Origin of the sequence: Paenibacillus cisolokensis (assembly GCF_050481165.1) — a bacterium.
Lineage (GTDB): Bacteria > Bacillota > Bacilli > Paenibacillales > Paenibacillaceae > Paenibacillus_AH > Paenibacillus_AH cisolokensis.
This window is the reverse complement of sequence record NZ_JBCNFP010000134.1, coordinates 20,642-27,730: the sequence shown is the minus strand read 5'-3', so window position 1 is coordinate 27,730 and position 7,089 is coordinate 20,642. Positions and strand designations below refer to the sequence as shown.

The following is a 7,089-nucleotide window of genomic DNA, read 5'->3' as shown; positions in this document are numbered from 1 at the left end:
GCGTCTCCTTGCGCCGGTGGCGCAAGGACGGGGCCGACCTGGCCCGCGCCGCGGAAGCGCTGACCGCACTGGCCCGCCGTCGGGCCGTGCGGCTGCGGTTTTTGCCGTTCCATACCCCCTCCGACGCGGAAGCGTCGAAGGAAGTGATGGAACGGCTCGGCAGCCTGGGCGGCGGCAGCTCGGTCGAGCTGGCCGCCCCGGGCGACGATCCGCAGCGCATGCTGCTCGAGGTCGGCCGCTGCGACCTGCTGTTCGGCATGCGCCTGCATGCGCTGATCTACGCGGCCAACCAGGAAGTGCCGATGCTCGGGCTGTCGTACGACCCGAAGATCGACCAGTTTCTTCATCGGCTCGGTCTTGAACCGGTCGGCACGACGGAGCGGCTCGATCCCGAGGCGTTCGCCGATCAAGCGGTCGCGCTGCTCGAAGGCGGCGAGGCGTGGAGAGAACGTCATCGCGGCGCTATCCGGACGCTCAAGGCCGAGGCGGTGCGGCCCGCGCAACAAATTGTCCGGCTGCTGCGTTAGAGATATATACGGGAGGGATTCCTCTTCATGACAACGAGAACGGTTGAACAGCCAGCCGATGCAGGCGGGAAGGAGCGTCTTCCGGCTTCCGGCGGCTCGCCGGGCGAAGGCGGGCTGCCGGCCGTGCCGACAGTGCCGATTTACGGTATTCCTTTTTCCCGCATGAATATGGAGGATACGCTGCGATATATGACGGACGCCATCGAGCGGAAGCGGCCGATCCAGGTGATCACGGCCAATCCGATTATGGTGATGGCGGCTCTGGACAATCCGGCTTACTACAAGATGATGCTGGAAGCCGAGCTGATCGTGCCCGACGGCGCCGGCATCGTCTGGGCCGCTTCGTATGTCGGCCAGCCGGTCGCCGAACGGGTAGCCGGCTTCGATCTGATGCACAGGCTGATGGAGATCGGCAACCGGCGGGGATGGAGCGTTTATCTGCTCGGTACCACGCAAGAGACGATCGAGGCGGCGGCGGTCAACTTTCGCGACCGTTATCCGAACGTGAAGATCGCCGGTTTCCGCAACGGTTTTTTCGGGCCGGAAGAGGACGCCGATGTGGTCAAGGCGATCCGCAACGCCAAACCGGATCTTTTGTTTGTCGCCCGTTCGACGGATACGCAGGATCCGTGGATTGCCAAATATAAGCATGAATTAGGCGCGACGCTGATGATGGGCGTCGGAGGGAGCTTCGATATCGTGGCCGGCAAGCTGAAGCGGGCGCCGGTGCTGTTTCAGAAGCTGAGGCTCGAATGGTTTTACCGGCTGCTGCAGGAGCCGAAACGGTACAAACGAATGCTGGTGCTCCCCAAATTCGCCTTGAAAGTAATCCGAGACAAAGAAAACGTAACGAAAGGCCGCCCAACTTTGCCGTAATTCCGCCAAAATCATGAAAAATTCATGAAATTGGGATTGGAGATTCTTTTTTGATCGGAGTATAATCAATCCGGTAGAAAAAAAGGGGGTTGGATTATCCCAGTGGGCGTTACTTACGTATATCTCATCGGATTTGCTGTCGCGCTCGTCCTCGCGCTTGTATTGACGCCGCTCGTCAAATCGCTTGCGTTTCGGATCGGCGCTATAGACAAGCCCAATTACCGCAAAGTGCATACGCGGGTCATGCCGCGTCTTGGCGGTCTCGCCATATATATCGCTTTTGCCGTCGCGCTGTTCGTCGCCTTGCCGCTTATGCCGGACAGTCTGCTTCGTCCCTACGATATCAATCTGATCCGCGGGCTGCTCGTCGGCGGAACGATTATTGTGCTGATCGGCGCGCTGGACGATCGCTTCGAGCTTTCGGCAAAAGTGAAGCTGCTCGGCCAATTGGCCGCTGCTTGCGTCGTCGTATTCGGATTCGGCATTCATATCAATCTCGTCAACATCCCGTTCGGTGAAACGATGCAACCGATTGCCGACTGGCTCAGCATTCCGCTTACGATCATCTGGATCGTCGGCGTCACCAACGCGATCAATCTGATCGACGGTTTGGACGGATTGGCCGCCGGCGTGTCCGGCATCGCCATCGGGACGATTCTCGTCATGGCGGTCATCGTCGGATTCGAACCGATCGTTCTGCTCAGCACGCTGATGCTCGGAGCCATTGCCGGATTTCTGGTCTTCAACTTCCACCCGGCCAAAATATTTATGGGCGACTCGGGCTCCCTGTTCCTCGGCTTCAGCCTGGCGACGCTGTCCATGCTCGGTTTCAAGCAGGTCACGATCGTTTCGTTCGTCACGCCGCTGCTCATTATCGGCGTGCCGCTGTCCGATACCTTCTTCGCGATCGTGCGCCGCTGGGTCAACAAGCGCCCGATTTTCGCTCCGGACAAAGGCCATCTGCATCACCGCTTGCGGGAGCTCGGCTTCAGCCATCGCCGCACGGTGCTGATTATTTACGGCGTGGCGGCGTTTTTCGGCGCCTGCGCGATTTTCCAGGCGGCTGTCGTGCAATCCTCGGGCGCCAACTGGGTAACGTTCGTCGTCATATGCTTGCTGATGTTCGGCTTGCAGATCGGCGCGGAACTAATCGGTATCGTGGACAAAACGAGACGTCCCGTGCTCGATTTCCTTGCGAGACTGCGCGCAAAGCCGGACACCCAGTCCCGTTCGAAATAAGGTATTGTTTGTTCAAGCTCCGTTTTCCCGGCCAGGGAGGCGGGGCTTGTTTGCATTTACGAGCAATTTGCCCGGATAGTCTAAACTTTTTCCAGCTGCCGACCGATAACAGAAGATACGGACAATCAGGAAGAAGGAGGCTTACCGTGTTTAGAAAATTGGGTATCGGTCTTGTTGTGCTGGCGCTTATGGTGCAGCTGCTGCCGTTTTCCGGCGTGCAGCAAGTATCGGCCGCAACGGGCAGTTTCACGTTTCCGTCGGAAAGCGACAGAGCGACACAGCCGAGGATTACGACGGACAGCCGCGTGACGCTTACAGGCACGATTACCGGCGTCAGCTCGTCGTCCATTTCGTATCATGTTTATCAAATTATCGACAATAACGGAACCGACGATCCGAATGACGATCTGATCGGTTCGAAGCGCGAAAATGTGACGAGCAATATTTATGTCAACGGATCCACGATTCAAATCTACAATCTGGAGCTGTTCCCCGGATTGAACCGCATTACGTTCCAAGGCATGCAGGGAGGCGGGGAGGTCAGCAATTCGATCTATATCGAGTACCGCAACGGCCCGGTGTTCTACAATCTGAGCGCCGAGCTGGACGGCAACCGTTTCGAGATGTCCGAGAACAGCACGACTGTTGTGCATTCGCAGCCGTCGCGCGGAAGGGCGAACGCCGATATTACGATTTCCGGTAATGCGCCCAACGCGCAAAGCGTTACGATCATCGTAAACGGCAGCAGCAAAACCTATTCGGTGAACTCCACGAACAATTTCTCGTTCGTCGCTGCGCCGATCAATGTCCGCAAGGGCAAAAATCTGGTGACGATCAAAATTTCCAATGCCAGCCAAACGATCGAGACGACGCGGGAAGTGGTGTTCTACAACGGCAGCGTCACGTTCTATGATGTGAACATCAATGATCCGGGCGGCGCGACGGAGGCGTTGGAATATAATCCGAATCTGATTGTCACGGACATTAACAATTTGACGATTACCGGGAAGGTTATCGTGCCGAACTCGTACCATCCCGAGGCGGCGAATCCGAATACGAATGTTCCGCATCCGGATCCGACCCAGCCGCTGCCGATCAAATATACGTTGAAGCAAGGCGCGACGACCGTCGAGAACAGCACGGTCAACGGAGCGGTATCCGGCACCTACAAAGAGAGCGCCCCGTTCTTTATTTTCGAATATACGATTCCGCTTACCGGATCGCTGCTTCAGTTTAACAAAGCGTACAATCTGCAGCTGCTCGCCGAGAACGAGGTGAACAAGCGGCTTGGGGTGTCGCCGACCGAGGAAGGAACGGACGAACTTTATTTCTCGCTCCGCGATGCGAATACGCCGTATGTCTACCAGGTTAACTATTTGCCGGGCTACAAGCCGACAAGCTATGAGAGCCTTTCCGGAACGAAGCTGGAAGGCGCCAACATTTACGGCCTTCCGCTCGGAATGGAAATTTTGATCGGCAACCCGGGAGCGGGCGGTCATACGGTCGATCTGACGAAAGTAACGAGCCAGAGCGGTCAGGTGGCAACGCTGACTGCCGCCGATTACGAGATCAAGCCGCTGTCGCAGCAGCTTGTGACGCGCACGGTCGACGGCGTGGCCCGGACGTTCCAGCGAATTGTCATCGAGCTCAAGAAACTGCCGTTCGAAGGCACGCAGACGATCGAATACGATCTGAACGGTACGACGGGGCAAGTGACGTTCAATATGCTGTTCGGACCGTTCGTCAAATATGACGGCGTATTTGACGGTATGGTCATTGACGACGACACGACGTCTTCGACTCGCCTTCAGGACATTATCGATACGAAGCTGAAGAAATTCAAAGGGCAGCTGCTCAATATCAACAATACGAACGAAATTCGCTACGAGCCGGATACGGCCAACAATAAGCCGCAGACGATTTTCTTCTATATCAACAATTTGCCGGTCAAGATCGTGCCGGTTTCCGGCAGCCCGAACGATACGAACTTCGTTCTGGACAATAGTTACCGCCAGCAGGCGCTCGACGCGCTGTTTGCCGGCGAGAACGAAATCCGTTTCGTGTTCCAGGGGTCGAAAAATTTCTACGAGAAGACGATCAAAATCAATCTCGTGCCGACCAATCTGCCGGTCATTCCGGTAGCGGGGACGTCGGGCGTCTTCCCGTACAGCTCGAACCTGGACGAGCCGCTGCCGAACGATCCGAACTTCCCGCTGTCGGGCAGCGTCTACACGACGACGAAGCCGGATATGAACATCTACGGCACGTTCGATTTTATCGATCTCGGAACGAGCTATGCCGCGGTGGACAGCAGACTCGGGGCAGGAGCGAGCATCGATCCGGCCAAATACATTTTGAAAATTACCGGTTCGACGCTCAAAGAACCGATTTCATGGGATTTGTCCAAGCCGTTCTATGTCATTGACAGCTCTTCCAACCAAACGCTTGGCATCTACCCGTCCACAGGCAGCATTTCGGGATTGTTGACGGTGTACTATGATGTCGCGACGCAATCGTTCTCGTTTATTTTGAAAGACCAGAAGCTGAATGCGGACGGCAGTCCGAGCGTTTACAATTTCTACGTGTACAACAGCGGAGAGACGGGACCGCGCGCCAGCTACCGGCTGGAGGTCGATCCGACGTCGCTGCCGTACGATATTTTGCGGCCGATTCTGCCGCACAAATCGATTGTCAACCAGAACTTTATCGAGGTTATCATTAACGCGCCCGGCGCCAACAACGTCGTCATCAACAAAATGCAAGCCGAAAAAATCGATTTCGATTCCGACAACGACGGCGTCATCGATTATCCGGGTGCGTACCGCGCCATGGTGACGGGTCTCAAATCCGGAGACAACAAAATCAACTTTACCATCACAAGCGCGAACGACACGATCTCGGATTCGTTCACGATCCGTTATGTGCCGACGAATATTCCCGGCGCGCAAGTGATGGAAGGAATGAAGTCGTCGCATAAAGTGTTTGAAGGCAGCATATCGTTGAAATTCGAGAAAAATACGTCGCTGATTCGCCGCGACTTCAATGTTCCGGCCAATTTGAAAAACCAGGTGTTCAGCGGACATCAGCTGCTGTTCGGCATTGCCAATCCGGAGGACGGGGTTGTGGACCGGAGAGAGTTCGAAACGTTGCCGGCCAATTTTGACCGCATTCTGGAAAGCTTCGGCACCCGTTTCCGGGTATCGTTCCCGACGCGATTCACGAAAGCGAGCCCGGTATACTGGATTGACGCCGGTCTTGCCGACGACCCGAACACGAAGGCTTATGATCCGTTAAAGTACGGCGTCGACCCGTACCAGTATCCGGGTACGACGGGACCCGGCGGCACGAAAATTCCGACCTACGACGAGCGGCCGGACGATCGCGAGCTGATTACATCCAAAGCGGGAGAGCTGACGCTGGCGTTCGATCCGAACATGCGCGACAGCATCGGCACGATCATTACCGTCTTCCGTTATGATGTGAAGGGCAAATACTGGGAGAATATGGGCGGCGTCGTGGACACGAAGAAAAATACGGTCACCGTTCCGTTCACCCAGTTCGGCTATTATGTTGTCGGCAAGATGGTCTATTCGTTCACCGACATTACGAGCCATCCGTATGCGCGCAACTACATGGAAGCCATCTATGCCAAAGGCATTATGAATGCGGCCGGGTTTGACGAGTTCGGCGGAGACATGTATATTACCCGCGGCGAATTTGCCCGCATGATCGTCAAGGCGCTTGACATTCCGCTGAACTACGAGCTGAGCAAGCCGCACTTCGACGATGTGCCGAACATTATCAATCCGGATGCGCTGTGGGATTTCCGTTATATCGAGACGGCTGCCCGCGAGGGTATTATCCGCGGCACGTTCCCGCGCACGTTCGAGCCGAACTCGAATCTGACGCGCATGGAAGCGGCGCTTATCATGGCTCGCGCGCTCGATCTGAAGCTTCAAACCGATCCGGATAAAATCCAGAAGGATCTGGAAAAGCAGTTCAAGGACGCATCCGACGTGAGCTACTACGCCAAGGCGGCCGTATCCGCCGTCGCCAAGAAAGGCTATATCGTGGGCGCGCCCGTCGATGCGAATGATCCGAAAAAAGGCTTTGTGTTCGAGCCGCGGTCCAACCTGCTGCGTTCCGATGCGGCCATCATTGTCGGACGGATTTTGGCCGACTTGAAGCGGCTGCCGAAAATCAACTGACGAGTCAAGAAGGCCGAGCCGGTCATAGGACAACTATGGCCGGCCTTCTCGCTTCCTCGACAAAAGACGAGATGATTCGATAAATAGAAATGTTTATCGTCGACGATGCCAGGGAACTGCGGTATACTAGTAGAGTGAAGGCGCGATTGCCGTACATACTCTTCTGTGGCCGACGATTTGGGCGATAAAATTTTTTATTTTTTTTCGGACCGCGAAACTTTTTCGGATATTCTGCGTCA

At 55.8% G+C, this 7,089-nt stretch carries 4 protein-coding genes; all 4 read left to right on the top strand.

The window, feature by feature from the left end; genetic code table 11:
* The coding region (locus ABEV74_RS19655) for a polysaccharide pyruvyl transferase family protein (protein WP_430148742.1) at positions 1 to 527 on the top strand (527 nt) is incomplete at its 5' end.
* Positions 528 to 554: 27 nt separating this feature from the next.
* On the top strand, positions 555 to 1,403 hold the full coding sequence (locus ABEV74_RS19650) for a WecB/TagA/CpsF family glycosyltransferase (RefSeq protein WP_082655030.1): 849 nt from the start codon (positions 555 to 557) through the stop codon (positions 1,401 to 1,403).
* A 93-nt stretch (positions 1,404 to 1,496) separates the two neighbouring features.
* Positions 1,497 to 2,642: an MraY family glycosyltransferase gene (locus tag ABEV74_RS19645; RefSeq protein ID WP_082655031.1), complete on the top strand. Its 1,146-nt coding sequence runs from the start codon at positions 1,497 to 1,499 to the stop codon at positions 2,640 to 2,642.
* A 146-nt stretch (positions 2,643 to 2,788) separates the two neighbouring features.
* Positions 2,789 to 6,850, top strand: coding sequence for an S-layer homology domain-containing protein (locus ABEV74_RS19640; RefSeq protein ID WP_430148740.1), 4,062 nt, complete (start codon positions 2,789 to 2,791; stop codon positions 6,848 to 6,850).
* The last annotated feature ends 239 nt before the right edge of the window (positions 6,851 to 7,089 follow it).